This window comes from Mesorhizobium sp. CA4 (genome assembly GCF_020165075.1).
Taxonomy (GTDB): domain Bacteria; phylum Pseudomonadota; class Alphaproteobacteria; order Rhizobiales; family Rhizobiaceae; genus Mesorhizobium.
Genome location: NZ_JAIUHK010000010.1, coordinates 38,563 through 64,864, shown reverse-complemented (window position 1 = coordinate 64,864; position 26,302 = coordinate 38,563). Strand labels below are relative to the sequence as shown.

Below are 26,302 nucleotides of genomic sequence, written 5' to 3'. Positions count from 1 at the left end.
GCCGGATGAAGGCTGTCCGCACCGACAGAGAGCTGGAGTGCCCGGGCATTGACGCCGGCTTGAGAGCGCGCGGCGTCGAGCTCGTCACGCTGCCGGACGGCATTCCCGAAGCCGAGCTCATGGCAGCGGTCGCCGATGCCGATCTCATCCTGATGTGCTACACGCCGATCACCGCGCGTGTCGTAGAGGCCGCGCGTAACCTCAAGGGCATCGTCAAATATGGCGTCGGCATCGATGCCATCGACATCCGGGCGGCGATGCGGCGCGGCATTCCCGTCGTCAATGTTCCCGACTATGCGGAAGAGACGGTCGCCGAGGGCGCTTTCGCGCTGATGATCGCGCTGGCGAAGCGGCTGCCCGCGATCACGGCGGCGGTTTCGCGCGACGGCTGGATCTGGCCCGAGCAGCGCTGGCTGGGGCGCGATATCGCCGGCGCCACGCTCGGGCTGGTCGGCTGCGGCAAGATCGGCCGCAGCATGGCGCGCATGGCGGGGCAGGGGTTTCGCGCTAGGGTGCTCGGCTTCGATCCCGGCGTCGACGCGGCAACGATGCGGGATGCGGGGGTCGAGAAGGTCGAGGACCTGAAGGCCATGCTTGGCGCTTGCGATTTCGTCTCGGTGCATTGCGTGCTGAACGATCAGACTCGCGGCCTGATCGGAGGCCAAGAACTGGCCTGCATGAAACCTTCGGCGATCCTCATCAACGTCTCGCGCGGGGCACTCATCGATGAAGCAGCACTTGTCGAAGCGATCGTTGCCGGGCGCATCGCCGGAGCCGGGCTCGACGTCTATTCGCTGGAGCCGCTGGCGAGGTCCGGCCACCCAATGAGCGCGCTTTTCGATCGCGACAATGTGATCCTGTTTCCGCATCTCACCTTCTTCACACATGAGGCGATGCGCCGGCTCGAGGACGACACGCTCGCTCGCTGTTTCGAGGTGCTCGAAGCTCGACCCGTGACGATCCGATCGCACGACCCGCGCTTGCGCGCGCAGACGACGAGCGTCGAATTTCGCTGAACAATCCGTCATTTCCCTGAGGCATCGGAACCAGATGTGCAGGAGAACATGCCTGCAACGGTCACGCGACAGTTCCGCGACAAATCAGCTGAAGCTTGCCTGTCATAAAATAAATAGATTTTACTTATCGATCGACGGGCCTCAAAGTTGGCACAACGACGACATGCACCAGCGCTGCAGAACCCTTGGCGGGCCGACCAACGCCACCACGAGTGCGTCGCAGATTGTGCTTTCAATCAAAGGGGAACTGACCATGAAATCGCGAAATCTCATCGTGGCTATGGCCTTCGGCGCAGCGCTGCTGGGCTCATCGGCACTCGTCGCGCCGGCCTTCGCCGACGGCGTCGTCACCATCTATTCGGCCGACGGGCTGCATGACGGCAATGGCAGCTGGTACGAGACCGAGTTCGCCGCCTTCACCAAGGCCACCGGCATCACCGTGCAGTATATCGAAGGCGGTTCGGGCGGCGTCGTCGAGCGCGTCGCCAAGGAGAAATCGAACCCACAGGCCGATGTCCTGGTGACGCTGCCGCCCTTCATCCAGCGCGCAGCCGCCGATGGGCTTCTGCAGGATTTCAAGCCGGAAGGCTCCGACCAGATCGACGGCGGCACCGACAAGTACCGGCCGCTGGTCAACAACTACATGAACTTCATCTACAACGCCTCGGTGCTCTCTGAAGCGCCGAAGAGCTACAACGACCTGCTCGATCCAAAGTTCAAGGGCAAGATCCAGTATTCGACGCCCGGTCAGGCCGGCGACGGCACCGCCGTCATGCTCGAGATCATCCACGCCTTCGGCGGCGAGGACGCCGGCTTCGAATACATGAAGAAGCTGCAGGACAACAATGTCGGCCCGTCCGCCTCGACCGGCAAGCTGACCGCGCTGGTCAACAAGGGCGAGCTCTATGTCGCCAATGGCGACCTGCAGATGAACCTGTCGCAAATGGCCGATAATCCGAACATCAAAGTGTTCTGGCCCGCAGGCCCGGACGGCACCCGCTCCACTTTCGCGCTGCCCTATGAAATCGGCCTGGTCACCGGCGCGCCCAACAGCGACAATGGCAAGAAGCTGATCGAGTTCTTGCTCTCCAAGGAGGCGCAGTCGACGGTAAGCTCCGTGGCGCTCGGCCTGCCGGCCCGCAAGGATGTGAAGCCGGACGACGCCAATTTCGCCAAGGCGCGGGAGGCGATGAAAGGCGTGACCATCTGGGCGCCGAACTGGGACGACGCGCTCGCCAAGCTGCCTGACTACGTCAAGAAGTGGAACGAAGCGACGGGAAGTTGATCTCCTGGTGACCAATTCCGGAGGAGCAGCCATGTCGGTGCCCGCTTTCACGGGAAGCAATGTCATGGACGTCGACGCCGCGAAAATTAGCGGCGCCGGCTCCAATGTCCACTTCGACAAGGTCAGCGTCGCCTATGGCGCGCATGTCGTGCTGCATCCCCTGACGCTCGATATCGCGCCCGGCGAGATCCTGGCGATGATCGGGCCTTCCGGCTCCGGCAAGACGACGGCGCTTCGGGCCGTCGCCGGTTTCGTCAGACCGGCAAGCGGCCGCATCCGTATCGGCGCCACCGACGTGACCGATCTTCCGCCCTATGAACGCGGGCTCGGCATGGTGGTGCAGAACTACGCGCTGTTCCCGCATATGCGGGTCGAGGACAACGTCGCCTTCGGGCTCAGGGCGCAAGGCGCAGACAAGGCGCTGATCGGCGAACGCGTCAAGGACTCGCTTGCGACGGTCGGCATGTCGGGCTTTGCCAAACGCTATCCGCGCGAGCTTTCCGGCGGCCAGCAGCAGCGTGTCGCGATCGCACGGGCGCTTGCGGTGCGGCCGCGCGTGCTGTTGCTCGACGAACCGCTATCGGCGCTCGACGCGCAGATCCGGCGCAATATGGTCGAGGAGATCGCCAAGCTGCATCGCGACCTGCCGGGACTGACGATCCTCTATGTCACCCACGACCAGACCGAAGCGCTGACGCTCGCCGACAAGATCGCCATCATGCGTGACGGCCGTGTGTCTTCGCACGGGCCGACGGTGGAGCTCTATCGCCGGCCCCCGAACCGCTTCACGGCTGAGTTCCTGGGTCGCGCGAACCTCTTGCCGGTGACGGTCACTGAAGGCGCTACGGGACCGAAGGGGTTCGCCACGGCTAGGCTCGGCGATGCCCTGCTGGCAGGCGCCGCACGAGGCGAGAAGCCCGGCGACAAGACCCTGCTCTGCATCCGGCCGCAGCATCTCAGCCTCACCGGCGACGAGGAACACACCAACAGGATCGTCGGTACGCTGAAGGAAGTGCACTGGCAGGGCGAACTCACCCATCTCGTGCTCGAAGTCGATGGCACGCCGGTGCGCGTCTCGGCAACCAGGCTGCCGGTGAGTCTGCCGGAGCGCGGCTCGGCCGTGCCGCTCTTCTTCACGCCTGGCGACACCTCGCTTGTTCCGGAAGACGTCCGTGGCTGACGCGGCGGTCCTTCCCGCGCCGGCAGCGAAAAGAGTGCCCGGCCGGTTCTGGATCGTGCCGCCGGCGGCACTGCTGGCGCTGTTGTTCTTCTATCCGCTGGTGTTGATCGTCCAGCAGGCGTTCATGGACGACAGCGGCATGGCCAATGTCGGCGAATTCGTGCGCGTGCTGCATGCGCGCTTCTTCCTCAACGCGCTCATCAACACCGTCACCATTTCTGTCGCGGCAACGGCCGGGTGCCTGATCGTCGGGCTCGTGCTGGGGCTGATCCTCGCCTTCGTACCGTTTCCAGGCAGCGGCGTCATTGCCCGGCTGATCGACACCTTCATCGCCTTGCCGACTTTCCTGGTCACGCTTGCCTTCACCTTCCTCTACGGCTCGGCGGGCATGCTCAATGCCGGATTGACGGAAGCGTTCTCGCTGCAGGCGCCACCCGTCAACTTCCTCTACTCGACCTGGGGCGTGGTGCTGGCCGAAGTCACCGTCTACTCGCCTTTCGTGCTGCGTCCGCTGCTTGCCGCCTTTTCGCTCGTCGACCGCGGCCAGATCGAAGCAGCGAGCGTGCTCGGCGCGAGGCCGTTCCGCATCGTGCGTCAGGTGATCCTGCCGGCGGCCGTGCCTGCGCTGATTGCCGGCGGCAGCCTCTGCCTGCTGTTGACGGTGAACGAGTTCGGCATCGTGCTGTTCATTGGCGCCAAGGGCGTCATCACGCTGCCGCTGCTGATCTACAGCAAGGCGATCCAGGAATCGGCTTATCAGGTCGCATGCATCATCGCGGTCATCAACATCGCGCTGTCGCTGGGACTGTTCGGCCTCTACCGGTTCGCCGCCGGCCGGCTGGGAGCATAGAGATGCTGGTCTGGTCGCGCCCCGGTCGCATCGTGATTTGGTTGGTCTTCACGCTGCTGTTCGGTGTGCTGTTTCTGGCGCCGCTGGCAGTGATCCTGCTCTCCAGCCTGGCCGACCAATGGAACGGCGTGCTGCCCAGCGGCCTGACAACAGAGCATTACAGCGATGTCGTGCAAGGCGCGGCGTGGAAGGCGGTGAAGGCGAGCCTCGTCACCGGCTTCCTGGCCAGCGCAGTGGCGCTGGTCAGCGGCACCTGGGCAGCGCTTGCGCTGCGTATCCAGGACGCCACTCTGGCCAGGGTGCTCGGCGTGCTGTTCTTTATCCCCAGCGCCGTGCCTTCGGTGTCCGTCGGCCTCGGCCTGCTGGTGGCCTTCAGCCATCCGCCGCTGCTCCTCAACGGCACGATCGCTATCGTCATGGTCGCGCATTTCGTGCTGATTTCGGCCTTCACCTTCGGCAATGTCTCAGCCGGGCTGGCGCGGCTCTCGCCCGATTTCGAACAGGTGGCGTCGAGCCTCGGGGCGCGTCCGGCCTACCGGCTCCGGCATGTCACGCTGCCCCTGCTTGCGCCCTATCTGGTTGCCGCCTTCGGCCTGAGCTTCGCGCTTTCGATGGGCGAGCTTGGCGCCACCGTCATGGTCTATCCGCCGGGCTGGGTGACGCTGCCGGTATCGATCTTCAGCCTCACCGACCGCGGCGATGTGTTCGCGGGTGCGGCGCTGACCATGGTGCTCGTTGCCGTGACCCTCATCCTGCTGCTTGGGCTCGAACGCGTCACCGGCCGGCAGGCGGGGTCGTGATCTCGCAAATCTAGGACGGTCACCGTTTCACGGAAACGGCGAACCGCTCTATCCAATTGTTTTGTTGAAATTCCAAACGGAAAACCGCTCAGCCGAGCCCGCGGCCAATTGGGCAGGAACGATCTCGCGGCTGACGCATTTTGCTTCGCGTCAACAGCCGAGGGACCCGATGCGCATTGCCCATGTCGCGCCGCTCTACGAATCCGTGCCGCCGAAACTCTATGGCGGGACGGAGCGGATCGTCTTCTACATCACCGAAGCATTGGTCGAGCTCGGACATGATGTGACTTTGTTCGCGAGCGGCGACAGCGAGACGTCGGCGCGGCTGGTGCCTGGACGCGACCAGGCGATACGCCTCGATCCGCGGCCGAAGAAATCGGAGATCGCCGCGCATCTGGCAATGCTTGCCGATGTGCGCGAGCGCGCCGGCGAGTTCGACGTCATCCATTTCCATCTCAGCCACTTCCTACATTTTCCGTTCTTCGAGCTGATGGCGGCGCGGACGGTGACGACGCCGCATGGCCGGCTCGACTATGTGGACCTTGCGCCGGCCTACAAATGCTTTCCGCGTTTCCCGATGATCTCGATTTCGCACAGCCAGAAGCGCGGCCTGCCGGACGCGAACTGGCTCGCCACGATCCATCACGGACTGCCGCTCGACGCCTACCAACCGACTTATGAGCCGCAGGCGGAAGAACCGTATCTCGCTTTCCTCGGACGCCTGTCGCGCGACAAGCGGCCGGACCGCGCCATCGAGATCGCGCGTCGGTCCGGGTTGAAGCTGAAGCTGGCGGCCAAGATCGGCGACGATGACCGCGCCTATTTCCGCGACAATATCGAGGCGCTCATCGATGGCGACCGCATCGACTATGTCGGCGAGATTACCGAAGATGAGAAGGCCGGGTTTCTCGGCAATTCGGCAGGCCTGCTGTTTCCCATTGACTGGCCGGAGCCGTTCGGCCTTGTCGCGATCGAGGCCATGGCCTGCGGCACACCGGTGATTGCCTGGGACCAGGGCGCCTTGCCGGAGATCGTCGACAATGGCGTCACCGGCTTCGTCGTCGACAGTGTGGACCGTGCCGTGGCGTCGATACCCGCGCTTCTCGATCTCGACCGGCGGCAGGTGAGGGCGGTGTTCGAGAAAAGGTTCTCGGCGACAAGAATGGCAAGCGACTATCTTGCTGCCTATATGCGTCTGACCGGCACGCCGCAGGCGAAGGCCTCTTGATCTTTATGCCTAGAGCCGGATGATTTCAGGTCTGTTCGGCCTGACCCTGAATCCGGCTCTAAATTAAAGAGATAGAGCGTGATGTCGCCCGAAAGCCGCTTTTTTCGGCATCATGCTCTGGGGCGGGGCAAACGAAGAGGTGACGAATGACGGAGCTCGACGAGCGTAAGCTCGATCCTGCCGTAGCCCTTTCTTCGCTCGACGAGATCGCGCCACGCGAACCGCACCGGCTTTTTGCCCTCAAGCAGGGCGACTGCTTCGCCGTCGCCGATGCCTATGGCGACATCAGAGGGGCGGGGGACGGCTTTTTTCGCGACGACACCCGTGTGCTTTCCGAATTCCGGCTGACTGTCGGCGGCAGGCCGATGTCGCTGCTCGGCGCCTCGCTCAGCCAGGATAATGTGCTGTTCACGTCCAACCTCACCAACCTGCCGATCCAGACTGCCGCAGGCCGCGATATCCCGCAGGGTGCAATCCATATCGAACGCGTCAGGCTCCTCTGGCAGGACAGGCTGTTCGAGCGCATCACGCTTTCCAACTATAGCCGCGAGCATTCGACCATCACCGTCTCGCTGCATTTTGCCGCCGACTTTCGCGACATGTTCGAGGTGCGCGGCTCGACGCGGGTGAAGCGCGGCACGACGCATGTCATCAAGACCGACGAGGCCTCGGCGCTGCTCGGCTATGACGGCCTCGACGGTCTGCCGAGGCTTTCCGCGATCGCCTTTTCGCAGGCTCCCGACAAACTAAGCGACAACCGCGCCGATTTCCTGATTGCGGTGACCAAGCGCAGCAGCAAAGTACTTTATGTCGAAGTCGGCCCGGAAGCTTCGGAGGCTCCCAATCGCGACCGTTTCCGCGCCGCGGCGGCACGGGCCCGCTTTGGCATGCGCGCCAAGCGCAGGCATGGCGCCACCGTGCATAGCTCGGGCCGCGTCTTCAACGATTGGGTCGAGCGCGCCCGCGCCGATGTCGCGCTGCTTACCACCGAGCTTCCGACCGGGCCCTATCCCTATGCCGGCATCCCGTGGTTCTCGACGGCATTCGGCCGCGACGGCGTGATCTCGAGCCTGCAGATGCTTTGGCTCAATCCCGGCCTGGCGCGCGGTGTGCTTGCTTTCCTGGCCGAGCACCAGGCGACCGAAACGTCGCCCTTTTCGGATTCGCAGCCCGGCAAGATCATGCATGAGACGCGCAAGGGCGAGATGGCGGCGCTGCGCGAACTTCCTTTCGGCCGCTATTACGGAGGCGTCGACACCACGCCGCTCTATATCCATCTGGCTTCCGCCTATGCCGACCGCACCGGCGACATGGCCTTCATCGACAAGCTTTGGCCTTCGCTGAAAGCCGCTGCCGAATGGATGGAGGAGGCGGGCCGCACCACCGGTTTCGTCACTTACCAGCGCGCCGCCGAGTCAGGCCTCGCCAACCAGGGCTGGAAGGACAGTTTCGATTCGGTCTTTCACGCCGATGGGCGCATCCCAAAGGGACCGATCGCGCTGGTCGAAGTGCAGGGCTATGTCTTTGCCGCCTTCCGCGGCATGGCGGCGCTCGCACGCCGCCGCGGCGAATTCGCGGACGCCGAGCACTGGGAGGGCCGCGCCGAGGAAATGCGGGTCGCCGTGGAACGCGACTTCTGGCTGGATGATATGAACTTCTACGCCTTGGCCATCGACGGCGATGGCCAGCCCTGCAAGGTCCGAACGTCAAATGCCGGGCACCTGCTTTTCGTCGGGCTGCCGCAGCCCGAGCGCGCCCGGCTGGTCGCCGACCAGCTGCTGTCGGCCTCCTTCCATTCCGGCTGGGGGCTGCGGACGCTCGCCGACGATGCGGTTTTCTTCAACCCGATGTCCTACCATAACGGCTCAATCTGGCCGCATGATACGGCGCTTTGCGGCGTGGGCCTCGCGCGTTACGGCGAGCGCGACAGCGTGGTGCGGCTGATGAGTGGTACGTTCGAATCTGCCGTGCATTTCAACATGCGGCTTCCGGAACTGTTCTGCGGTTTCGCTCGGGCGCCCGGCGAGGCGCCCATCGCCTATCCCGTCGCCTGCCTGCCACAGGCCTGGTCGGCCGGCTCCACTTTCATGCTGATGCAGGCATGCCTGGGCCTGGAGATCGATGGCTGGGAGGGCGAATTGCATGTCACGCGACCGAGGCTGCCGATCGGCATCGATACTCTCATGATCAGACACCTGACGGTCGGCGACAAGGCGATCGACCTCACCTTCCAAAGGGTTGGCGACCGCGTCGCCGCCTTTCTATCCGACCGGCATGAGGGCCAGGTGCCGCTTATCGTGCGCACGTAAATTCAGCGCTGCAACCCCACGTTCAACAATCGGGAAAGGTCGGAACTGATCGCTGGTTTGTGCGTTGCAAACGTGACCCGGCTTGCCCCTCCGCGGCCGGTAAGAACGAAAACAATGAACGATAGCCGGAGGCAACCTGGCATTTCAATGACACAATATGGCGTCGACCTGTTATTGGTCCTTATTCTCGCAAGCCTCGGATTGTCCGCACTAGCGATTTTCATTTCGATATCCCGGTACCGTCGCAATCACCCGAGGGCATCGGCCGTGCCGGGCGCCGGCGACGACTTTACCACCGAGGCGGCGCGAAAGGTTCTACGCGAATACGAGAAGAACGGGCAGTCGGTCGATGCGGCTCTAGTGACATGGTCGCCGGACACGCTGCGCAAGATCCTCGCCGACGAGTTGCCGGGAGCGCAGGTGATCGTCGTCTCCAATCGCGAACCTTATATCCACAATGAGACGAAGGATGGCGGCGTCGAGCTCGTCGTGCCGGCGAGCGGACTGGTTTCGGCGCTGGAGCCGATCACGCGCGCCTGCGCCGGCACCTGGATCGCCTATGGTGGCGGCACCGCCGACCGGACGGTGGTCGATGGAAACGACCGCGTGCAAGTGCCGCCTGGCCATCCCTCCTACACGCTGCGCCGGGTCTGGCTCAGTGACGACGAGTATCAAGGTTATTATCTCGGCTTCGCCAATGAAGGCCTGTGGCCGCTCTGTCATATCGCCTTCACGCGGCCGATTTTTCGCGAGTCGGACTGGGAGGCCTATGAAGCCGTCAACCGCAAATTCGCCGAAACAGTGGTTGCCGAGGCTCGCAACGAGCGGCCGATCGTGCTTGTCCAGGACTATCACTTCGCGCTTTTGCCGCGCATGATCCGCGAGCGTCTGCCCGAGGCGATCGTCATCACTTTCTGGCATATCCCCTGGCCGAATTCGGAAGTGTTCAGCATATGCCCGTGGCGCGAGCGCATCCTCGACGGTCTGCTTGGCAGTTCGATCGTGGGCTTCCACACCCAGTTCCACGCCAACAATTTCACCGAGAGCGTCGACCGCTTCATGGAAAGCCGCATCGAGCGTGCCGATGCCGCTATTTCCTATGGCGGCCAGGTGACGCTGGTGCATTCCTATCCGATTTCGATCGAATGGCCGGTCGAGCTCCTGAACGCCCTGCCCAGCGTCGAGGAATGCCGGATGCGCGTTCGCAAGCGGTTCAGGATTCCAGCCGGCGCCAAGCTGTGCGTCGGTGTCGAGCGTCTCGATTACACCAAGGGCATACTCGATCGCTTCCACGCGCTGGAGGAGTTGTTCATTCGCCATCCTGAGATGGTGGGCAAAGTCGTGTTCCTGCAGATCGCGGCGCCGAGCCGCGGTACGTTGCCGGCCTACAAACAGCTGCACGAGGAATGTCTGCGCTGTGCCGAGGAGCTCAATCAGCGCTACGGCAGCGAGTCTTACCGGCCGGTGGTCATGGTGGCCGAGCACCATTCGCAGGCCGCGGTCTATGAACTCTATCGCGCCGCCGACATCTGCCTGGTCACCAGCCTGCATGACGGCATGAACCTTGTCGCCAAGGAGTTTGTCGCCTCGCGCGACGACGAGCAGGGCGTGCTTTTGCTCAGCACTTTCGCAGGCGCCTCGCGCGAGCTGCTGGAGGCGCTGATCGTCAACCCTTACGACGCGGCGATGATGAGCGAGGCGATGCTGCAGGCGCTGATCATGGGGCCGGACGAACAGCACGAGCGCATGCGGCGCATGCGCGAGATCGTGCGCGACAACAATGTCTTTCGCTGGGCCGGCAGTATGCTGCTCGACGCCGCGCGGCTGAGAAAACGCGGCGAGCTCGACCGGGTCACCGGCTTGTACGACCGGCCGGCAAGCGTCACCGGCGATAATGTCGTTTCCATGTTCGAACGCAAACAGGCAGTCGGATTCCGATGAATAGTCAGGCAGACCTTACCCCACCGCTTCCCGAAGGCCGGTGGGCGCTTTTCCTCGACATCGACGGGACTTTGCTGGAGCACGCGGCGCATCCCGACGCCGTCTCGGTCAGCCGGGAGTTGCGCCTTCTCCTGGAGAGGATCGAGCGGCGGCTCGACGGCGCGCTCGCCTTCATCACCGGCCGCTCGATAGCAGCCGTCGACCAACTGTTCGACCCGTTGAAACTGCGGATCGCCGGCCTCTACGGGCTGGAGCACAGACTTCGGCCGGACGGAAAGATCGAAGCCGCCGACGAACCGGCGGATATGGCGGCACTTGCCGACGAGATCGAACTGGAGCTGGCAAGCAAGGCCGTCTATGTCGAGCGCAAGGGCCCGGTGCTCGCCATCCACACAAGGGCCGCGCCGCAGCTTCTGGCGCGGGCGACGGAGCTGGTCGAGGCAGCGCTCGCCCGCTTGCCGCAAGGCTACCGCGTGATCGCCGGCAATGCCGGGGTCGAGCTGATGCCGCTCGAAGCCGCCAAGGGAGCCGCGATCCGGCGCTTCATGCAGATCGATCCTTTTACCGGCAGACGTCCGGTGTTCCTCGGCGACGACACGTCCGACGAGAACGGCTTCGACACGGTCAATGCCGCGGGCGGAATCTCGATCCGCGTCAAGCCGCAGGGCGAGACGGCTGCCCGCTTCGTCATCGAGGATGTCGCAAGCGCGATCGCCTGGCTAGAAGCCAATTTCGGCGAGCCGGTCGCACCAACGGTGAGCCGCAATCTCGTCGCCTAAATCGGGCAGATGCTCCACAGCTATTGCTGCTGCAGGCCCGTGATCATAGCGATGATCGCGTTTCTTGTCGGCCTTCTTCGTCTCGCGCACGCACGCCCGAGCGTTCAACTTTGATCGGGACCGTTAATATGACAGCTCCTTGCCGGTTTTGCTCGAGGCAGGAAACAGGAAGGCACCGGCGGGATCGAAGAATATCTGCCGCCTGCCGAGCGAGGCATCATGCGTTGCCGCTGCCGAAGATGTCGGCCGGATGTCGATTTCCTGTCCGGCGCCCGTGCGCGCCACAATACGCCGGCGTTCGCCGTAGAAGGCGACATCGACGATCTCGACCGACAGCTCCGCATTGTTGGGCGAGCGCTCAAGGCGAAATGCTTCCGGCCTGATCATCAGCCTGGTTTTCTGTCCGGGCGCGAAGTTGCCATTGGCGTTTATGCCGGAGACAAGCGCGCCGTCGGCGAGGCGAATGGTCGAGGCGCCGCCCACCGTTTCCAGATGCTCGGCGGCGAGGAAATTCGAGTTGCCGATGAAGCCGGCAACAAAATCGGTTGCGGGCCTAAGGTAGAGGTCTTCGCCGGTGCCGATCTGTTCGATGCGGCCATCCCTGAAGAGGGCGATGCGGTCCGACAGATGCAGCGCTTCTTCCTGATCGTGGGTGACGTAAAGGATGGTGACGCCGGTTTCGCGATGGATGCGTCGGATCTCGGCCTGGATCTCCTCGCGCAGCTTCTTGTCCAGTGCCGACAGTGGTTCGTCCATCAGCAGGATCGGCGGATCATACGCCAGCGCGCGGGCAAGCGCGACGCGCTGCTGCTGACCGCCCGAGAGCGCCGCGGGCAGACGCTCGGCGAAGCTTTCCAGCCGCACCAGGGAGAGCATGTCGGCGACCTTGCGCCTGACCTCGGTCTCAGGCCGGCGGCGGACGCGAAGCGGGAAGGCGACGTTTTCGGCGACGCTCAGATGCGGGAACAGCGTGTAGCGCTGAAAAACCATGCCAATGTTGCGCTTGTGCGAAGGCACTGAAAGCAGCGACTTGCCCTGCAGCAGCACATCGCCGGAGGTTGGATCCTGGAAGCCGGCGATGGCATAGAGCGTAGTCGACTTGCCGGAACCGGACGGCCCGAGGAAGGTCAGGAATTCGCCCTTCGGAATATCCAGCGTTACATCATGAACGGCGGTAAAGGCACCGAACGCCTTGTGCAATTTGCGGATCGAGAGAAAGGGTTGGGTCATGTCTGCAGCTTTCGGCGCAAGAGTGCCGTCACGATCATCAGGGCCAGCGTGAGCGTGACCAGCAGACTGGAGGCGGCGGCGATGACGGGGGTGAGGTCGGAGCGGAGACTCCCCCAGATCTTTACCGGCAAAGTCTGCAAAGTGGGGCTCGCCATGAAGATAGCGACCACGACCTCGTCCCAGGAGGCCAGGAAGGAAAAGATCGCGGCGGAGAAGATGCCGATGCGGATCGACGGTAGAGTGATACGCAACTTGGCCTGCAGCGGGCTCGCGCCACAGACGATCGCCGCATCCTCGATAGACTTGTCGAATCCTTCGAGCGCGGTCGCGATCGGGATGATGGCGAAGGGCACCGCCAATACGGAGTGGGCGACGACGAAGCCGATGGTGGTGCCGCCGAGGCCAAGCCGCAGGAAGAAGGCGTAGATGGCGACAGCGAAAACGACAACCGGCAGGACCATCGGCGTGAGCAGCAGCCCGCGCAGGACCTCGCGGCCGCGGAACTGGCCGCGAATCAGCGCGAAGGAGGCGAGCAGGCCGATGGCGACGGCGAGGATAGCGGTCATCGTGGCGATGCGGGCGCTGGTGAGGGCCGCTTCGATCCAGGACGGATCGGCGAACAGTTCCTGATACCATTTCAACGTCCAGCCGGGCGGCGGGAAGGCCAGCCAGCGTGACGAGCCGAAGGACAGCAGCACGATGAAGACCACGGGCAGCAGCAGGAAGGCGGCGACCAGGGCGGTGAAGGCGAGCAGTGCTGCCTTCAACCAGCCGAGGCGGTCATAGTCGAGCAGCATCTCAGGCGCCTCCCGCCGCGCGTTTTGACCCGACCAGGCGCAGCTGCAACGCATAAAGTGCCATGGTGACGACGAGCAGGATGAAGGCGGCAGCACTCCCCAGGCCCCAGTTGAGCAGCGACTGGATCATTTGCGCGATCATTTCGGCGAGCATCATGTTCGACGTGCCGCCGAGCAGCGCCGGCGTGACGAAATAGCCGAGCGACATGACGAAGACCATCAGGCCGCCGGCGGCTATGCCGGGCAGTGACAGCGGCAACAGGATGCGCCTGAAGGCGGCGAGCGGGCTGGCACCACAAAGGGCGGCTGCGCGCAAAGTCATCGGATCGATGGCGCGCAAGGTGCCGACCAGCGGCAGGATCATAAAGGGCAGCATGATGTAGACCATGCCGATGGTGACGCCGGTGAGATTGTTGATCAGCGGCAGCGGCTGATCGATTATGCCGGCGCCCATCAGCGCCCGGTTGATGACGCCGGTGCGCTGCAAGAGCACCATCCAGGCATAGGTGCGGGTCAAGAGGTTCGTCCACATCGAAAGGATGATGATGCCGAACAGGATCGAGGCGAGCGCCGGCGGCATCATCGCCAGCATCCAGGCAACGGGGAAGGCGACGAGCACGGTGACGACGGTGACGACGAAGGCGACCACGAAAGTATTGAAGAACACACGCACGTATGTGCCGTCGCCCAGCAGCGCCGCGTAATTCTGCAGGCCCGGAGCGGGGTCGGTGACGCTGCGCAGCAACAGCGCCAGGACTGGAACGACGAAAAACAGTCCGACCAGGATCAACGCCGGAAGCAGGCCGCCCAGGCCTGATGGTATGCGCGAATTTGCGATCCCTTGCTGTGCTTCCACCGACATAACGGTAATCCCGGATTGCGGATCGGGGCGGCGAGCGCCGTCCCGATCCTTGTCACGAAAGGATAGCGTCTACTTCGCCTGCCAGGCGTACCAGCGCGTGGCGATCTCGTCGCGATGCTCGGCCCAGTAGTTCATGTCGAGATTGATCTGTCCGTCGATATGGGCGTCGGGCAAGCCCTTGACCACGTCGGCGGGCATTTCGGCCTTGGCCTTGGTGTTGATCGGCGCGTAGCCGCTCGCCTCGGCGAATTTCGCCTGGCCGGTCGGGCTGGTCGCGGCGGCGAGGAACTTCATGGCGCCCTCCTTGTTCTTGGCGCCCTTCGGCACCACCAGGACGTCGGCGGCGGTGAGGTTCTGGTTCCAGGACACGCCGACATCGGCGCCGTCCTTCTCGAGCGCGAAGACGCGGCCGTTCCAGAGCTGGCCGAATGCGGCCTCGCCAGAGGCGATCAGCTGCTGCGATTCGGCGCCGCCACCCCACCAGACGATGTCCGACTTGATGGTGTCGAGCTTCTTGAAGGCGCGGTCGAGATCGAGCGGATAGAGCTTGTCGGCCGGCACGCCATCGGCGAGCAGCGCGATCTCGATCACCCCGGGCGCCGACCATTTGTAGAAGGTGCGCTTGCCCGGAAATTTCTTGGTGTCGAACATGTCCGCCCAGCTTGCCGGCTCGCCGGTCACGGCGCCCTTGTTCCAGGCGAGCACGAAGGAATAGTAGAAGCTGCCGACGGCATTCTCATTGCTGAAGCGCGGGTCGAGATCGGCCTTCGGCACGACGGCGAAATCGATCGGCTCGAGCAGACCGTCCTTGGCCGCCTTGATGGCGAAATCCATCTCGACGTCGACGACGTCCCAGGTGACGTTCTTGGCGTCGACCATGGCTTTCAGCTTGCCGTAGTCGGTCGGTCCGTCCTGCAGCACCTTGATGCCTGACGAGGCGGCGAAAGGCTCGGCCCAGGATTTGGTCTGGGCTTCCTGGGTCGTCCCGCCCCAGCTGGTGAACACCATTTCATCGGCCTTCGCGGCCGTGGTCGCCATCAGTCCGGCAAGGATGCCGGCGAAAATCAGTTTCATGTCGTTCTCCTCTGATTGGTTGTTCCGTTTCTTGTTCTTGTCTGCACCGTCGCCATGCCTTCTCAGCGCATGACGAAGGGATCGGGGATCGGGTCGTCCGAGGTGCGGATCCACACCGATTTCGAGCGCGTGTAATCGCGGATGGCGTCGAGGCCGCCTTCGCGACCGAGACCCGAAAGACCGTAGCCGCCGAAGGGGACCAGCGGCGAGACGGCGCGGTAGGTGTTGACCCAGACGACGCCGGCATGGATGCCGCGGGCCATGCGATGCGCCTTGGCGAGATTCGAGGTGAAGACGCCGGAGGCGAGCCCGAATTGCGTGTCGTTGGCCAAAGCCAGCGCTTCAGCCTCGCTGTCGAAGGCGAGCACGCTCAGCACCGGACCGAACAGCTCTTCACGCACGCAGGCGAGAGCCTGATCCTGCGCCTCTATGATGGTCGGCGCGTAGTAGTATCCGTCAGCCTTGCCCTTCGGCCGTGCGCCGCCGGTGACCAGTCGGCCGCCTGCCGCCACGCTCTCCGCCACGATCGCCTCGATCCTTTCGCGCTGGCGCGAGGTCGCCAGTGGGCCCATCTCGGTCGCGGGATCCTGCGGGTCGCCGATGACGATGGCTTCCGCTTTGCGGTTCAGCCGCGCCAGGAAATCGTCCTTGACCGAACGCTCGACCAGCAGCCGCGAGCCCGCGACGCAGCTCTGGCCCGTGGCGGCGAAAATACCGGCCACTACTGCATTGGCGGCGCTGTCGAGATCGGCGTCGGCGAAGACGACGACCGGGCTTTTGCCACCGAGCTCGAGCGTGGTGTAAGCGAGGTTCTCGGCGGTGTTGGCGACGATCCGCCGGGCGGTCGAAGGGCCGCCGGTGAAGGCGACGCGGGCGACGAGCGGATGGCTGGTCAGGCGGTGCCCGCAATCATGGCCGAAGCCGGTGAGGATGTTGACGCTGCCGGCCGGAAAGCCGGCCTCATGGACGAGCTCGGCGAAAGCCAGCAGCGGCGCCGGCCCATCCTCGGAGGCCTTAAGAACGACGGTGCAGCCGGCGGCCAGCGCCGGGCCGAGCTTGACCGCCGACAGGAAGAGCTGCGAGTTCCAGGGTACGACGGCGGCAACGACGCCGATCGGCTCGGGCCGAACCGTCACTTCCATATCGGCCTTGTCGATCGGGATGAAGGCGCCTTCATGCTTGTCGGCCAGTCCGCCATAATAGCGGTAATAATCGCCGACATAGGCGATCTGGGCACGCGTCTCGCGGATGATCTTGCCGGTGTCGCGCGTTTCAAGTTCGGCCAGGCGGCCGGCATTGGCGGCGACCAGATCGCCAAGCTTCACCAGCAGTTTTCCACGCGCCGTCGCTGTCATCGATACCCATGGACCGGAGCGCAGCGCCCGGTGCGCGGCCTCCACGGCGCGATCGACATCGGCAACCGAAGCGGCAGGCATGGTCGCCCAGGGCAGGCCTGTGGACGGATCGATGCTGTCGAAGCTGGAGGCGGCTTCGGCGAACCGGCCGTCTATGTAGTTCCTGAAGGCGGTGCTGCTCATCGCGACTCCGCCTCCTGGAAAGCCGGCATCACCTTGTCGATGAACAGCTGCAGCGATTTCTTCTTGCGCTCGTGCGAAAGGCCGCTGTCGATCCAGATCGAATACTGGTCGTAGCCTTGCGCCTCATAGGTCTTCAACCTGGCGATCACCTCGTCGGCCTCGCCGATGACCAGGTTTTGCCGGATCTTGTCCGGCGCGTATTGGGGCATCGCCGCGATCTCGTCCTCGGTCAGCGGCTCCAGAACGCCCTGGCGGACGGGTTTCTTGTTCTGGAACCAGGCGCCGAACTGGCAGTAGAACTGTGAGAGGTCCTGGGTCAGGCGGTCGGCGTCGGCGGCGTCTTCGGCCACGAAAGTGTGCATCAAGAGCATGATCTGCGGCCGCGGGATGTCCGGGTGCGCCTGGCAGGCGGCATTGAAGCGCTCCATCAGGCTCGCCACCTCGCCATCTCCGGAGGCAAGCGGCGTCACCTGCACCTGGCATTTGTTGGCTACCGCGAAATCGTGCGAATTCGGGTCGCGCGCGGCCACCCAGATCGGCGGGTAGGGTTTTTGCAAGGGCTTGGGGGAGGAGGTGGTCGGCGGGAACTGCCAGAACTCGCCGGAATGCTCGTAGTCGCCGTCCCAAAGGCCGCGGATCGCCGGTATCATCTCGCGCATGCGCTGGCCGGCGCCCCGCGCATCCAGTCCCGGGAAGATGCGCTGATACTCATAGCTGTAGGCGCCGCGCGCGATGCCCAGATCCAGCCGGCCGCCGGTGATGACATCGGCCATCGCCGCTTCGCCGGCGAGTTTAATCGGATGCCAGAACGGCGCGATGATCGTGCCGGTGCCAAGACGGATGGTGTTCGTCTTTGCGGCGAGATAGGCGATGTTGATGAACGGGTTCGGCGAGATAGTAAATTCCATCCCGTGATGCTCGCCGATCCAGGCGGTCTCGAAGCCTGCCGCTTCCGCCTGCAGGACCAGTTCTTCCAATTCTACCAGCAATTCGGAATGCGGCTTGGCAAGATCCGAGCGCTCCATATGGACGAAAAGCGAAAATTTCATCGGTCTCACCGCTGGCCGGAATGGATTGGGCCGGAAGGGATTGGCGCCGACGGCGCCGGCCTTGCGAGCGGCCGGACCTCGCCTTCGACCTCGTTGCCGACATAGACGCCGAACATGTCCTCGGCGCGCTCGCGTGCGTAGCGGGCGAGCATCGAACGCACTGCCGGGTCGGCGATCTTCAATTCCGCGATCCGCTCGATCTCGACAAAGCGGATCTGGCCATCGCCGGAGACGGGGGCGTCCACCGTCCCGCGATAATAGACGTGCGTGCGTGCGGCGTCCGTCGCATCATCCCACACTGCGTAGAGGAAGCCGAGCTCGGCATCGATCGCCTTGGCGGCAAGTTTTCCCCTGAGGCTGCGAGGGTCGTTCACGGCACCGAGACCGCGGCCGGCTGGCAATTGGTAAGATCCCTCGGCGGTCTCGAAGAAGAGCACGCGGCCTTCGTTCTCGAGGATCGCGCCGACCTCTGTTCCGGGCGGAGCGGCGGCCGCCAACGCCTCCTGGCTCAGGCCCGGCGTGACATAGGCGCCCCGGCAGTAGCCGAGAGGCTGGGCGCCATTGTGGCTGAAGTGATGGACGCGGCCGATGAGGATCGAATGGTCGCCGGCATCGACCAATTGCTCCATACCGCAATCGAACACCGCAACTGATCCCTCGATCAGCGGATTGCCGGTCTGCCCGGGCTGCCACGCCACGGAGGCGAATTTGTCCGCGGCCTTCGAGGCGAAGATGCCGGACGCGGATTTTTGGGCTTCCGACAGGACGTTGATGGCAAAGCCTCTCGCAGTCGAGAAGGCCTGATGCCCCAACGCCTTCTTGGCAATGCAGACCAGCACCATCGGCGGGTCGAGCGAGACGGAGGTGAAGGAGTTGGCGGTGAAGCCGCGCGCATCGCCAGCCTCGTCGATCGTGGTGACGATGGTGACGCCGGTCAGGAAGGAGCCCAGCGCGCGCCGGAACTCCATGGCATCGAATGCCGGACCGGCGTCCGCGCCTGCGGAAGCGCTCGACGCCTCGTCGAGAAAGTCCACTATCCGTTGAGTCACTTTTTGCGGCGAAGCGATTGTCATCATGTGCTTTTCGCCATTCAACACCAGGCACCGCCCCGCCGGCGCGAGCCGCGCCATCGCCGCCGACATGGCGGGGGTCGAGTTGCGATCCTCCGAGCCGGTCATGAACAGCGCGGGTGCGGCAAGGTCGGCCAGGTGATCGGTGTGCGCGGTGTCGGCACTGGCAAAGAGGCGGTAGGTGCGGGCATACCCTTCGGCGTTGACGCTTTCGAGTGCTGAACGAGCCGTCGCGGCCGCGTTTGAAAGAGCCGGCGGAACAGGATTGCCGAACCAGCGGGCAATCGTGGCGGCGATGGCCGACGGATCGCCGGGCCGGCCAAGCGCTGCCGCCCGTTCGCGCACCGCCTGCGCGAGCTCGGGCGGGCGACGGAAGACGGCGTTGAGACAGACGATGGCGCTGATGCGAGCGGGCGCTCGGAGCGCGAGTTCCTGTGCCACCAGCGCGCCCATCGAGTGGCCGACAACGGCGACGCGATCGAGGCCGAGATAATCAAGCAGGCGGATCGCCTGATCGGCGAAGTCCGACAGCTGGGCATTCGCCGGCGGGAGGGGCGAAGAACCATGGCCGAGCATGTCGATGGCGATCACGTCGAAGCGGTCCTGCATCGCGGCGATCTGCGGCCGCCAGATCTCGGCATTCATGCCGACGCCGTGGATAAGCAGAACCGGTCTGCCTGAACCGGCACGGATGAAGCCGGTGCCGTCGGGTGCTTTGCTGCGGATCGTCGCGGCGTCAGCCATGCAGATCTCCGAGCTCCCTCAGATCCTGGTACCGATCGCCGATCCGGTGATGCGGGCGGCCGCCGATCGATGCGCCGAGCGCCACGACCAGTTCGTCCGGAGCCGGCGCGTCGCCGATCTGGAAATGCACCGTCAGGTAATGCGAGCGGCGGCCTTCGTCGTTCTTGTCCATCAGCGGGATCATGATCGGCGTGTTCGGACCGCCACGCAGATTGGTGAAGGCGAGATAGGTCTTGGCGCCGACAGCGCGGCGATAGTGGTTGCCGAAATGCAGCGTGTGGATCAGCGCCGAAGCATGCTCGACCTCACCGGATGTGCCGCAAATGGCGGCTTTGCCGTAGCCTTCGATGGCCTCGCCCGAACCCGCCACGCCGATGATCTCATTGGTCAGCGTTTCGCCGAGCACCGGCGCGAAAGCGCGGATCTCGGGCGAGAGGTCCTCGGTGAAGCCGCGGCCTGCCCACGGGTTGGTGAGCACCGCGGCGACGCCGATCAGGCGCAGCGGCCGCGGGGCCGTCTTGCCGCCCTCGATCAGGGTGTTCTCGGTATAGGTGACGATCTTGCGGATGGCCGGCTGCATGAAAGTCCTCGGGATGGGAGCCGCTCGCGGCCGCATCGATTTGTGTATCATCTTATGGTATACCATGCTATGGAGTGCCGCATGCCTTGTCAATCCGTCATGGAATCTGTTTTTGTGATTAGGCTAGGGATTCAGGAAAAATGGCTGACACGCTTCGCATAGACCGCTCCGCCAAGACGTTGAGGACACTGGCGCTGGAGCGCATGCGCGAGGCGATCATGGATTTCCATTTCCAGCCCGGCGAAAGGCTGGTCGAGCGGCCGCTATGCGACCAGCTCGGGGTCAGCCGTTCGGTCGTGCGCGAGGTGCTGCGGCAGTTGGAGGCCGAAGGCCTGGTGCAGATGATACCTGGACATGGGCCGGCCGTGGCGAAGCCTGATCTTGGCCGGACCGACGAGATCTACGAGTTGCGCGCGCTGCTGGAGGGCATTGCGGCGAAGGCCTGCGCCACATCGGCCACTGACGGTCAGATCGCGCTGCTCGATGCGGCGCTGGCAAAGCTGCTCGAGGCGTGGGCGTCGGGCGTGCCGGCCGAGGTGATGCGGGCGACGGCGAGCTTCTATGAGGTGCTCTTCGAAGCCGCCGACAAGCGCATAGCCTGGGAGATCGTCACCGGTCTCAATGTGCGCATCAACCAGCTGCGTTCGATGACAATCCTGTCGCAGAACCGCCGCGAGCCGGCGATCGCCGAAATGCACGCGATCATGGATGCGATCCGTTCGCGCAAGCCGGAAGCGGCGGAGGCGGCGGCGCGGCGGCATGTGGAGACGGCCTGGCAAATCGCGCGCGACGCGCTTCGGCTCGGGACGCTTTAGGCAGCCCTGTTCGAAACTAATTCCTGTCGACCGGCTTGGAGCGCATGCGCGACACCGTTTCGCGTTCGGCGCGCTTGGAGCGCAGCGGCGGCAGGCCGCGGTCGATGAGGTCCATGTCCTCCAGCACCATGTCACCCATGCGCTTGAAGGCGATGTCGAGCGCGCCGGCGCGATGCGCCGAACGCAGGAAGCCGGGGAGGGTGCGGACGGGATGGTCCTTGGCCAGCGGCTCCTCCGGGAAGACGTCGCTTGCGGCGACGATGTGGCGGCTCTTCACCGCTTGCATCAATGCCGGGAAATCGACGACGCCGGCGCGGCTGAGCAGGATGAAGGCCGCGCCCTTGCGCATTTTGGCAAAGGAGTCCGCGCCGAGAAAGCCCTGGTTCTCGCTGGTGACGGAAGCGACCACAAAAACGAAATCGCTTTGCGACAGCACCTCGTCCAGCGAGGCCGGCTCGACGCCATTGTCGACCAGGATCGACGGCGGCAGCCACGGATCATAGACCTTGGTGCGTGTGCGAAAACCGGTCAGCAGGCGGTTGAGCGCGCGGCCGAGGTCGCCGAAGCCGATGATGCCCACATCGGCGCCGGAGAGAAGCCGCGCAGTCTGGTTGCCGTCGCCGCCCCACAGTTCCTTGCCCTGCCGGAAAGCGAGGTCAGCGTCGACAATGTTGCGCGCTAGGTTCAGCGCCATGGCGAGGCCAAGCTCCGCCACCGGTTCGGCAAAGACCAGCCCGGTGGTAACGACATGGATGCCGCGTGCGAACAGCGTCTCATAGGGCATGTTGTTGAGGAGGTTGGTCTCGACGTTGAAGATGCAGCGCAGCGCCTTCAGCTTTTCCAGCGTGTCGGAGGAAATCGGCGGTTGGCCGATGATGTAACGCGCCTCGGCCAAAGTTTCGGCGGGTAGGGCGGAAACGTCTTCCGGCGTGGTCTCGACAATGCGATAGTGGCTGCGCAGGCGTGCCAGTTGCGGCGGCGTGAAGATCAGGTCGAGCGTGCGCGGTTCGGGTGCGCTGATCACCAGCGGCAAGGTGTTGTCGGACATGTTTTCCTCCCGGGACACGATTGGGTCGCGTCAATCACTTCTTTCCAGTCTTACTCCCGGTGAAACGATTTACAAGAACGAAAAATCGATTTATCGATTGGAATGGCGAGGTGGCTGATCGGCTGCCTGCCTTCGGGAGGAAGTCAATGGCGCAACAGGAAGCCCGGCAGCGGCGTCCGTCGATCCATGACGTGGCAAGCCATGCCGGCGTGTCCGCGGCCACCGTCTCCAAGGTGCTGGCCGGCGTCATCACGGTGAAGCCTGAAAACGCGCAGCGCGTCTTCGATGCCGTCGAACGCCTGGGCTACCGCGTCGATCCATTGGCGTCCGACATGCGCAGGGCCAAGCGCCGCATCATCGGCGCCATCATGCCGGAATTCGAAAGCGAGTTCTTCGGTTCGATGGTCACCGAGCTGGAAGGCCTTGCCGAGCAGCGCGGCTATACGCTCGTCGCGGCATCGAGCCGTGAATCGGAGGCGCGCGAGAAGGAGATCCTCGCCCGCATGCATGACTGGCGCGTTGCCGGCGTGGTGCTGGCGCCGGTGCGCAATGAGCACGGGCCGGCGGCTGCCTTCATGAAAGCCCACGGCATGACCGGCGTGCTGATCGACCGTGTCTTGTCCGACGACGCTTTCGACACGGTCTCGGCCGATAGTTTCGCCGCCAGCGCCGAAGTGGCGCGGATGCTGATCGGCAATGGGCACAGCCATATTCTGGTCATCGGCCTTGCCGAGCAGGCGGCGACGGTGCGGGCGCGCCTGGAAGGTTTTCGCAGCCAGGCGCTGGCGCTCAACCCGTCGGCACGCATCGACGTCATCACCTCGGAAGTCAGCGTCGAGCCGCTGCGATCTTCGCTGCGCGACTATTTCGGGAGAGGCGAGAGGCCGACCGCCGTCTATTCGCTGCTTTTGAAGGGCACGCTTGTCGCGCTGTCCGAATTCCGCCGCCGCGGCTGGCATTGCCCGAACGATATCTCGCTGGTCGGCTTCGACGACGCCGAATGGATGCAGGTGACATGGCCGGCGATCGCGGCCGTGGTGCAGCCGGTGCGCCAGATCGCCAGCGAGGCGATGAACCTTTTGTTTCGCAGGGTCGAGGGTGATGCGGGACCACCCGCGGCGCGGCTCGAGCCCTGCCAGGTGTTGATGCGGGAATCCGTTGGCTCGCCAGGCAACGGCCCGCATTCCGGGGGAGGAGATCGACAACAGCCCCCATTGTCGTGAGCGGAAGCATGCGCCGGCCCTGGCCGTGGCATCCGGCGCCAAGAATCGAATGGAGGATCGAATGATATCGCATTTCTTGAAGATAAATCGATTTACACTTGCCGTAGGCGTCGCGCTTGCGTTCTCCGCCGTCGGCGTCGCCAAGGCCGAGGACGGCGAATATGGCGTGCTGATGAAGACGCTGGCCAACCCGTTCTGGGGCGCGATGGCGCAAGGCGTCGCGGACGGCGCGAAGGAAGCCGGGGTTAAATATTTCCAGCAGGCGGCCGAGAGCGACCAAGCGGCCGAGCCGCAGCTCAACCTTTGCAACACCATGCTCGAGCGCAAGCCGGTGGCGATGATCACTGCCGCCATCAACTCGACCAATCTTCTGCCTTGCCTGAAGTCGGCGCAGGAGGCCGGCATCAAGATCGTCGATCTCGACAACAATCTCGACCAGGCGGTGCTCGACAAGGAAGGCGTCAAGGTCACCTTCCATATCGGCTCCGACAACATCGCCGCCGGCGCGCAGGGTGCGGAATATCTCGCCAACAAGCTCGGCAAGGACGCCAAAGGTCCGGTGCTGGTGATCGAAGGCCTCTCCGGCAACATCACCGGCGAGAAGCGCGCCAAAGGCTTTGCCGACAAGCTGAAGGAACTGGCGCCCGGCCTTGAAATCGTCGCCTCGCTGCCGGGCGACTGGGATCGCGGCAAGGCCGCCTCGATCGCCACCGACACGCTGACCGCGCATCCCGATCTCGTCGCCATCTTCTGCGCGAATGACGGCATGGCGCTTGGCGCGGTGGAATCGGTCTATGCGGCGGGCAAGGGTTCTCAGGTGACGATCATCGGCGTCGACGGCAATGTCGATGCGGTGAAGTCGATCAAGGAGGGCCGCCTCAACGCCTCTGTCGCGCAGCTTCCCTATCTCGTGGGCAAGCAGGCGGTGGAGAACGTCAAGAAGGCGCTCGGCGGCGAGAAGGTTCCGGAAAGCATCGCCGTGCCGACTTTGGTGCTGACCAAGGACGTGCTCGACGCCGGCAAGGAGCCGATGCTGCAATATGTGAAATAGTCCTCCCGGACAGGCTGGCGCGGGTCTACCCTGCGCCAGCCAACTTTTTTGCGAACAGCGAGGCAAGATGGCTTCCGAAACGACGCAGCCCGGCTTCTGGGCTCGGGTGCAGCGCGCATCCGTCGAAAGGCTCCACATCAGGGTGGAGTCGCTGGTGGTGCTTCTGGCGCTGAGCACGGCGATGGCGCTGCTGTCACCGTATTTCCTGTCGCTCAGCAATTTCCTCAACATCCTTTTGGCCACCTCGACGATCGGCGTGCTGGCGATCGCCGCCACCTTCGTCATCGGCTCGGGCGGGCTCGACCTGTCGCTCGGCTCGGTCATGGGGCTGGCCGGGGTCGCGGGCGCTTTCGTCGCGGTCAATCTCGGCTGGCCATCGGTCTTCGCAGTAATCGCCTGCATTCTGGCCGGCGGGATCGCCGGCTACATAAACGGCCAGTTGGTCACCCGTGCCTTCGTGCCGGCCTTCATCGTCACGCTCGGCATGCTGGGTCTTGCGCGCGGGCTGGCGCTGGTCATCTCGAAGGGCAGGGCAATCTACGGACTGCCGCCCGAGATCGTCTATATCGGCCAGGGCCGGCCCTTCGGTGTCCCTATGCCGGTCATCATCTTCGTGCTGACGGCAATCGTCGCGCATGCGGTGCTCGCCTATACGCGCTTCGGCCGACACACGCTGGCGCTGGGGGACAGTGAAGGGGCTGCCCGCGCGGCCGGCATCCGCGTCGAGCATCACCGCCGCATCATCTACACGCTGTCCGGCGCGCTTGCCGGGCTCGCCGGCCTGCTCTTCACCGCCCGCGTCAATGCCGGCGATCCGACCGCCGGCATCAACTACGAGCTTACCGCGATCACGGCGGCTATCATCGGCGGCACCAACCTGTTCGGCGGCCGCGCCTCGATCCTCGGCACGATGATCGGCGCGCTGATCATGGGCGTCTTGCAGAACGGGCTGACGCTGCTTGCGGTGCAATCCTATTACCAGCAGATGGCGATCGGCGCGGTGCTGATCCTCGCCGTCTTCATCGACCAGTACCAGGTGCGGAAGGAGTCGCGCATATGACCCTGCTTTCGCTTCGCGGCATCCGCAAGAGTTTTGGCGCGGTCGATGTTTTGCATGGTGTCGATCTTTCGGTCGCGGCCGGCGAGGTGGTCGGGCTGGTCGGCGACAATGGCGCCGGCAAGTCGACGCTGATGAAGACCATCACCGGCATCTACCGCGCAGACACCGGCTCGATCGAATTCGATGGCAAGGACATACTGGCGCTGGATCCCGGCCAGCGCCGCCGTCTCGGCATCGAGATGATCTACCAGGACCTGTCGCTGGCCAAACAGCAGGACGTGGCCTCGAACATCTTCCTCGGACGTGAACCGACGAAAAAGTTGCTCGGCCTAGTCCCGGGCTTCGTCGACAAAAGCGAGATGGATCGTCAGGCTGCGAAAATGATCGAGCGGCTGGGCGCGCATCTGCCATCGATAAATCGGTCGGTCGGTTCGTTTTCCGGCGGTCAACAGCAGACGGTGGCAATCGCGCGTGCGCTCACCTTCAATCCGAAGCTCGTCATCATGGACGAGCCGACTGCGGCGCTGGCCGTGCGCGAGGTGCAGAGCGTGCTTGACCTCATCCGGCGGCTGAAGTCGGAAGGCATCGCCGTGATCCTGATTTCGCACCGGCTGAACGACGTCCTGTCGGTCACCGACCGCATCGTCGTGCTGCGGCACGGCAGGGCGGATGCCGATCTCGTCACCGCCAACACCAACATGAACGAAGTCGTCAGCCGCATTGTCGGCGGCGGCGATACGGCCGCAGCGGCGGCTCATGAGCAACGAGGCTGA

General features: G+C 64.2%; 23 protein-coding genes. 14 read left to right on the top strand and 9 right to left on the bottom strand.

The window, feature by feature from the left end; all coding sequences use genetic code 11:
* Window positions 1-5 precede the first annotated feature (5 nt).
* The 9 genes from LB528_RS10780 (at window position 6) to otsB (ending at window position 11,388) form a co-directional block, all read left to right on the top strand.
* Window positions 6-1,016, top strand: coding sequence for a 2-hydroxyacid dehydrogenase (locus tag LB528_RS10780; RefSeq protein WP_224514709.1), 1,011 nt, complete (start codon window positions 6-8; stop codon window positions 1,014-1,016).
* A 253-nt stretch (window positions 1,017-1,269) separates the two neighbouring features.
* Window positions 1,270-2,301: a 2-aminoethylphosphonate ABC transporter substrate-binding protein gene (locus LB528_RS10775; RefSeq protein ID WP_224714851.1), complete on the top strand. Its 1,032-nt coding sequence runs from the start codon at window positions 1,270-1,272 to the stop codon at window positions 2,299-2,301.
* 31 nt (window positions 2,302-2,332) lie between these two features.
* Window positions 2,333-3,481 (top strand): ABC transporter ATP-binding protein, encoded by a 1,149-nt coding sequence (locus LB528_RS10770; RefSeq protein WP_224714850.1) that lies wholly within the window; start codon window positions 2,333-2,335, stop codon window positions 3,479-3,481.
* The gene (locus tag LB528_RS10765) at window positions 3,474-4,331 is read left to right on the top strand and encodes a 2-aminoethylphosphonate ABC transporter permease subunit (RefSeq protein WP_224714849.1); all 858 of its coding nucleotides are present in this window, start codon (window positions 3,474-3,476) and stop codon (window positions 4,329-4,331) included. Before LB528_RS10770 ends, LB528_RS10765 begins: the two co-directional genes overlap by 8 nt.
* 2 nt (window positions 4,332-4,333) lie before the next feature.
* Window positions 4,334-5,131, top strand: a complete 798-nt coding sequence (locus tag LB528_RS10760) for an ABC transporter permease subunit (protein WP_224714848.1) — start codon at window positions 4,334-4,336, stop codon at window positions 5,129-5,131.
* Between the two features lie 169 nt (window positions 5,132-5,300).
* Window positions 5,301-6,359 (top strand): glycosyltransferase family 4 protein, encoded by a 1,059-nt coding sequence (locus LB528_RS10755; RefSeq protein WP_224714847.1) that lies wholly within the window; start codon window positions 5,301-5,303, stop codon window positions 6,357-6,359.
* A 146-nt stretch (window positions 6,360-6,505) separates the two neighbouring features.
* Window positions 6,506-8,668 carry an amylo-alpha-1,6-glucosidase gene (locus tag LB528_RS10750; RefSeq protein WP_224714846.1) on the top strand — a complete coding sequence of 721 codons (2,163 nt, stop codon included), beginning with the start codon at window positions 6,506-6,508 and terminating at the stop codon, window positions 8,666-8,668.
* Window positions 8,669-8,815: 147 nt separating this feature from the next.
* Window positions 8,816-10,609 (top strand): trehalose-6-phosphate synthase, encoded by a 1,794-nt coding sequence (locus LB528_RS10745; RefSeq protein WP_224714845.1) that lies wholly within the window; start codon window positions 8,816-8,818, stop codon window positions 10,607-10,609.
* Window positions 10,606-11,388 carry a trehalose-phosphatase gene (otsB, locus tag LB528_RS10740; RefSeq protein WP_224714844.1) on the top strand — a complete coding sequence of 261 codons (783 nt, stop codon included), beginning with the start codon at window positions 10,606-10,608 and terminating at the stop codon, window positions 11,386-11,388. The genes LB528_RS10745 and otsB overlap by 4 nt, the downstream gene beginning before the upstream one ends.
* Window positions 11,389-11,511: 123 nt before the next feature.
* Here the strand turns inward: otsB and LB528_RS10735 are convergent, their stop codons facing one another.
* From LB528_RS10735 to LB528_RS10700, 8 genes are all read right to left on the bottom strand, one after another.
* On the bottom strand, window positions 11,512-12,618 hold the full coding sequence (locus LB528_RS10735; protein WP_224714843.1) for an ABC transporter ATP-binding protein: 1,107 nt from the start codon (window positions 12,616-12,618) through the stop codon (window positions 11,512-11,514).
* Complete coding sequence (locus tag LB528_RS10730) at window positions 12,615-13,415, bottom strand: ABC transporter permease (protein ID WP_224714842.1); 801 nt, start codon at window positions 13,413-13,415, stop codon at window positions 12,615-12,617. Before LB528_RS10730 ends, LB528_RS10735 begins: the two co-directional genes overlap by 4 nt.
* Before the next feature lies 1 nt (window position 13,416).
* Window positions 13,417-14,277 (bottom strand): ABC transporter permease, encoded by an 861-nt coding sequence (locus tag LB528_RS10725; protein ID WP_224714841.1) that lies wholly within the window; start codon window positions 14,275-14,277, stop codon window positions 13,417-13,419.
* A gap of 69 nt (window positions 14,278-14,346) precedes the next feature.
* Window positions 14,347-15,351 (bottom strand): ABC transporter substrate-binding protein, encoded by a 1,005-nt coding sequence (locus LB528_RS10720; protein WP_224714840.1) that lies wholly within the window; start codon window positions 15,349-15,351, stop codon window positions 14,347-14,349.
* Between the two features lie 62 nt (window positions 15,352-15,413).
* Window positions 15,414-16,889, bottom strand: a complete 1,476-nt coding sequence (locus LB528_RS10715) for an aldehyde dehydrogenase (RefSeq protein WP_224714839.1) — start codon at window positions 16,887-16,889, stop codon at window positions 15,414-15,416.
* On the bottom strand, window positions 16,886-17,938 hold the full coding sequence (locus tag LB528_RS10710) for an LLM class flavin-dependent oxidoreductase (RefSeq protein WP_224714838.1): 1,053 nt from the start codon (window positions 17,936-17,938) through the stop codon (window positions 16,886-16,888). Before LB528_RS10710 ends, LB528_RS10715 begins: the two co-directional genes overlap by 4 nt.
* A 5-nt stretch (window positions 17,939-17,943) precedes the next feature.
* Complete coding sequence (locus LB528_RS10705) at window positions 17,944-19,752, bottom strand: alpha/beta fold hydrolase (protein WP_224714837.1); 1,809 nt, start codon at window positions 19,750-19,752, stop codon at window positions 17,944-17,946.
* Window positions 19,745-20,332 carry an amino acid synthesis family protein gene (locus LB528_RS10700; protein ID WP_224514674.1) on the bottom strand — a complete coding sequence of 196 codons (588 nt, stop codon included), beginning with the start codon at window positions 20,330-20,332 and terminating at the stop codon, window positions 19,745-19,747. The genes LB528_RS10705 and LB528_RS10700 overlap by 8 nt, the downstream gene beginning before the upstream one ends.
* A gap of 140 nt (window positions 20,333-20,472) precedes the next feature.
* On the opposite strand from LB528_RS10700, the gene LB528_RS10695 reads away from it, so the two are divergent.
* Entirely contained in the window at window positions 20,473-21,147 is a 675-nt protein-coding gene (locus LB528_RS10695) for a GntR family transcriptional regulator (protein ID WP_224514671.1), read from the top strand.
* Window positions 21,148-21,163: 16 nt separating this feature from the next.
* Here the strand turns inward: LB528_RS10695 and LB528_RS10690 are convergent, their stop codons facing one another.
* The gene (locus tag LB528_RS10690; RefSeq protein ID WP_224514669.1) at window positions 21,164-22,195 is read right to left on the bottom strand and encodes a hydroxyacid dehydrogenase; all 1,032 of its coding nucleotides are present in this window, start codon (window positions 22,193-22,195) and stop codon (window positions 21,164-21,166) included.
* A 146-nt stretch (window positions 22,196-22,341) separates the two neighbouring features.
* Between LB528_RS10690 and LB528_RS10685 the strand changes: the two genes are divergently transcribed.
* The 4 genes from LB528_RS10685 (at window position 22,342) to LB528_RS10670 (ending at window position 26,302) form a co-directional block, all read left to right on the top strand.
* Complete coding sequence (locus LB528_RS10685) at window positions 22,342-23,418, top strand: LacI family DNA-binding transcriptional regulator (RefSeq protein WP_224514667.1); 1,077 nt, start codon at window positions 22,342-22,344, stop codon at window positions 23,416-23,418.
* A gap of 61 nt (window positions 23,419-23,479) precedes the next feature.
* On the top strand, window positions 23,480-24,469 hold the full coding sequence (locus LB528_RS10680) for a substrate-binding domain-containing protein (RefSeq protein WP_224514665.1): 990 nt from the start codon (window positions 23,480-23,482) through the stop codon (window positions 24,467-24,469).
* 67 nt (window positions 24,470-24,536) lie between these two features.
* A complete protein-coding gene (locus tag LB528_RS10675) occupies window positions 24,537-25,529 on the top strand; it encodes an ABC transporter permease (RefSeq protein WP_224714836.1) in 993 nt (330 codons plus the stop codon).
* Complete coding sequence (locus LB528_RS10670) at window positions 25,526-26,302, top strand: ATP-binding cassette domain-containing protein (protein WP_224714835.1); 777 nt, start codon at window positions 25,526-25,528, stop codon at window positions 26,300-26,302. The genes LB528_RS10675 and LB528_RS10670 overlap by 4 nt, the downstream gene beginning before the upstream one ends.